This is a genomic window from Micromonospora rosaria, from assembly GCF_001567585.1.
GTDB lineage: Bacteria > Actinomycetota > Actinomycetes > Mycobacteriales > Micromonosporaceae > Micromonospora > Micromonospora rosaria.
The window spans coordinates 1-4,508 of record NZ_LRQV01000245.1 but is presented as its reverse complement, the minus strand read 5'-3'; the positions used below and the strand labels follow the sequence as shown (position 1 = coordinate 4,508).

General features: G+C 72.4%; 2 protein-coding genes. Both read left to right on the top strand.

What is annotated here, in order from left to right:
- Positions 1-174: 174 nt before the first annotated feature.
- Entirely contained in the window at positions 175-3,456 is a 3,282-nt protein-coding gene (gene fdh / locus AWW66_RS31405) for a formate dehydrogenase (RefSeq protein ID WP_157528276.1), read from the top strand.
- Positions 3,446-4,492, top strand: a complete 1,047-nt coding sequence (locus tag AWW66_RS31400) for a 4Fe-4S dicluster domain-containing protein (RefSeq protein WP_067374263.1) — start codon at positions 3,446-3,448, stop codon at positions 4,490-4,492. The genes fdh and AWW66_RS31400 overlap by 11 nt, the downstream gene beginning before the upstream one ends.
- Positions 4,493-4,508 lie beyond the last annotated feature (16 nt).

Sequence of the window (4,508 nt, the reverse complement as noted above, 5' to 3'; positions counted from 1 at the left end):
CCGCCAGCACCGACACGCCCCCGCATTGCCAGCCGGGGTGGCGGCAAACCCGGTGCCGTGGGTGGTGGCCGGGGTACGCCGGTCGGCGGGTGTGCCGCCGGACGGGTCGCGGGCGGCGTCGGGGTGATCTATGGTCGGGGGGTCGCTGTCGACGGTACGGAAGGGGGCGCCCGGATGGGGCTGCGGACCTTCCTCGCCGGCTGGCCGGTCTACCGGCAGCTCACCGGCACGGATCCGCTGGGCCGGGGCGCGGCGGCGCAGTCGGCGCGGTCGGCGGAGCTGGCCCCGCGCACCGAGGCCGCCGACCGGGTGGCCCGCTCGGTCTGCCCGTACTGCGCGGTGGGCTGCGGGCAGCGGGTGTTCGTCTCCGACGGTCGGGTCACCCAGATCGAGGGCGACCCGGACAGCCCGATCTCCCGAGGGCGGCTCTGCCCGAAGGGTTCGGCCAGCCGCAGCCTGGTCACCAGTCCGTTGCGGCAGACGAAGGTCCGGTACCGGCGGCCGTACGGCACGCAGTGGGAGGATCTCGACCTCGACGTCGCCCTGGACATGATCGCCGACCGGGTGCTCGCCACCCGGGAGCGGACCTGGGAGGACACCGACGCGCGGGGCTGGCCGGTGAACCGGACGCTGGGGATTTCCAGTCTCGGCGGGGCGACGCTGGACAACGAGGAGAACTACCTCATCAAGAAGTTGTTCACCGCGCTCGGGGCGTTGCAGATCGAGAACCAGGCCCGGATTTGACACTCCGCCACCGTCCCCGGTCTGGGGGCTTCCTTCGGTCGCGGTGGCGCGACGGATTTCCAACAGGACCTGGTCAACGCTGACGTCATCGTCATCCAGGGTTCCAACATGGCCGAGGCGCACCCGGTGGGGTTCCAGTGGGTGATGGAGGCCCGGCGGCGGGGTGCGACGGTGTTCCACGTCGATCCCCGGTTCACCCGCACCAGCGCGGCGGTCGACGAGTACGTGCCGATCCGGGCGGGCACGGACATCGCGTTGCTGGGTGGGGTGGTGCGTCACATCCTGGAGAACGAGCTGGACTTCCGGGAGTACGTGCTGGCGTACACGAACGCGGCGACGATCGTCAGTGACGGGTACGTGGACGCGGAGGACGGCGACGGGGTGTTCTCCGGTTTCGACCCGGCGACGCACACGTACCGGCAGGACACCTGGCAGTACGCGGGGCAGGAGAGCGTCCCGGATGGCGGGCCGACCGCGAAGGAGCGGGACTCGGCGGCCGGGTTGGAGCACGAGTCGCACGGTCCGGGGGTGGCCGGGCCGGTCGAGCGGGACGAGACGTTGCGGCATCCGCGCTGCGTGTACCAGATCCTCAGGCGGCACTTCGCCCGCTACACGCCGGAGATGGTGGAGCGGGTCTGCGGCATCGGGCAGGAGCAGTTCCTGCGGTTGGCGCGGGCGTGGACGGAGAACTCCGGCCGGGAGCGCACCGGGGCGCTGGTGTACTCGGTGGGGTGGACGCAGCACAGCGTGGGGGTGCAGTACATCCGGACCGGGGCGATCATCCAGACGCTGCTGGGGAACATGGGTCGGCCCGGTGGCGGGATCATGGCGTTGCGGGGGCACGCGAGCATCCAGGGTTCGACGGACATCCCGACGCTGTTCAACCTGCTGCCGGGGTACCTGCCGATGCCGCACGCGGTCGACCATCCGACCTTCGACGACTGGGTGAACAGCATCGTCAAGCCGGGGCAGAAGGGGTTCTGGGGGGAGGCCCGGTCGTACGCGGCGAGCCTGTTGAAGGCGTACTGGGGGGACGCGGCGACGCCGGAGAACGACTTCGGGTACGGGTACCTGCCCCGGATGACCGGTGACCACGGCACGTACCAGCAGGTGTTGAACATGATCGACGGGAAGGTGCAGGGGTACTTCCTGCTCGGTCAGAACCCGGCGGTCGGGTCGGCGCACGGTCGGGCCCAGCGGCTGGGCATGGCCAACCTGGACTGGCTGGTGGTGCGGGACCTGTTCGAGATCGAGTCGGCGACGTTCTGGCGGGACAGTCCGGAGGTGGCGACGGGGGAGATCGTGCCCACCGAGTGCCGGACGGAGGTGTTCTTCCTGCCGGCGGCGTCGCACGTGGAGAAGGAGGGCACCTTTACCCAGACGCAGCGGCTGTTGCAGTGGCGGGAGAAGGCCGTGGAACCGCCCGGTGACGCCCGTTCCGAGCTGTGGTTCTTCTACCACCTGGGGCGGGTGCTGCGGGCGAAGCTGGCCGGGTCGCCGCATCCGCGTGACCGGGCGCTGCTGGATCTGACCTGGGACTATCCGACGCACGGCCCGGTGGCGGAGCCGAGCGCCGAGGCGGTGCTGCGGGAGATCAACGGGTACGAGGTGGCGACCGGCCGGCCGCTGTCGTCGTTCACCGAGGCCCGCGCCGACGGGTCCACGGCGGTCGGGTGCTGGATCTACACGGGGGTGTACGCCGACGGGGTGAACCAGGCGGCCCGGCGTCGGCCGGGTCAGGAGCAGGACTGGGTGGCCGCCGAGTGGGGGTGGGCGTGGCCGGCGAACCGGCGGATGCTGTACAACCGGGCCTCGGCGGACCCGGAGGGCCGGCCGTGGAGCGAGCGTAAGCGGTACGTGTGGTGGGACGCCGGGCGGGGCGAGTGGACGGGGCACGACGTGCCGGACTTCGAGCGGACCAAGCCGCCGTCGTACCGGCCGCCGGAGGGCGCGGCGGGGGTGGCCGGGTTGTCCGGGACCGATCCGTTCGTCATGCAGGCCGACGGGAAGGCGTGGTTGTACGCGCCCAGCGGGGTGCTCGACGGGCCGTTGCCGACGCACTACGAGCCGGCCGAGTCGCCGTTGCGCAACCCGTTGTACGGTCAGCAGGCCAACCCGACCCGGAAGGTGTACGACCATCCGGTGAACGTGGTCAACCCGAGCCCGCCGCAGCCGCACAGCGGGGTCTTCCCGTACGTGTTCACGGTCAGTCGGCTCACCGAGCACCACACGGCCGGGGGGATGAGTCGGACGGTCCGGCCGTTGGCGGAGTTGCAGCCGGAGATGTTCGTGGAGGTGTCCCCGGAGTTGGCCGCCGAGGTGGGGGTGGCGCATCTGGGGTGGGCGCACCTGGTCAGCGCCCGTTCGGTGATCGAGGCGCGGGTGCTGGTGACCGACCGGATGGCGCCGTTGCGGATCGAGGGGCGGGTGATCCACCAGGTGTGGCTGCCGTACCACTTCGGCCCGGCCGGGTTGGTCACCGGGGACTCGGCGAACGACCTGTTCGGTATCACCCTGGATCCGAACGTGTTGATCCAGGAGAGCAAAGTGGGCACCTGTGACGTGCGGCCGGGTCGCCGGCCCCGGGGCGCGGCCCTGCTGGACCTGGTCGCCGGGTACCGGCGGCGGGCCGGTCTCGACCCGCCGCACCCGCCGCCGCTGCTGACCACCACCGTGCTGCCCGCCGAGGGGGAGGACCGTGCTGACACCTGACCCGAACAGCCTCTTCGGGCCGTTGGATCCGGCGCCGGAGGCCGGGTGGACCGACGCGTCGCCCCGGATGGGGTTCTTCACCGACACCAGCGTCTGTATCGGCTGCAAGGCGTGCGAGGTGGCCTGCAAGGAGTGGAACGACGTGCCCGCCTCCGGGCTGGACCTGCTCGGCATGTCGTACGACAACACGGGCGCGTTGACGGCGAACTCGTGGCGGCACGTGGCCTTCGTGGAGCAGTCCCGCCCGGCCGGGCACCGGGCCGCCCCGTTCGCGGGCGCGCCGACCGGTGGGCCGGTGAGCGCCGGGTCGGCGGCGGTGGCCGCCGGCACCACGACCGACACGGGTACGACGCCGGGGTTGCCGCCGGGGGCGTCGGGGGTCGCCGCGCGGATGGCGGCCGGGCCGGAGTTCCTGGGGATGCCCGGGGCGCAGCCGCCGGGGCGGGACACCGGCGTGGCCGGGCGCACCGACTTCCGGTGGCTGATGATGTCGGACGTGTGCAAGCACTGCACCCACGCCGCCTGCCTGGACGTCTGTCCCACCGGGTCGTTGTTCCGCACCGAGTTCGGCACGGTGGTGGTGCAGGAGGACATCTGCAACGGCTGCGGGTACTGCATCTCCGCCTGCCCGTACGGGGTGATCGACCAGCGTCGGGGGGACGGCCGGGCGTGGAAGTGCACGCTGTGCTACGACCGGCTCGGCGCGGGCCTGACCCCGGCGTGCGCGCAGGCCTGCCCGACCGAGTCCATCCAGTACGGCCGGGTCGACGAGTTGCGGGAGCGGGCGGCGCGGCGGGTGGCGGTGCTGCACGAGCGGGGGGTGCCGGAGGCCCGCCTGTACGGCCACGACCCGGCCGACGGGGTGGGTGGGGACGGCGCGTTCTTCCTGCTGCTGGACGAGCCGGAGGTGTACGGGTTGCCGCCGGATCCGGTGGTGACCACCCGGGACCTGCCCCGGATGTGGCGGCGGGCGGGGCTGGCGGCGCTGGCCATGGCGGCGGCGGCCGTCGCCGCGTTCGTCGGGGGTGCGTCGTGAGCCGGCCGGTCCGGGT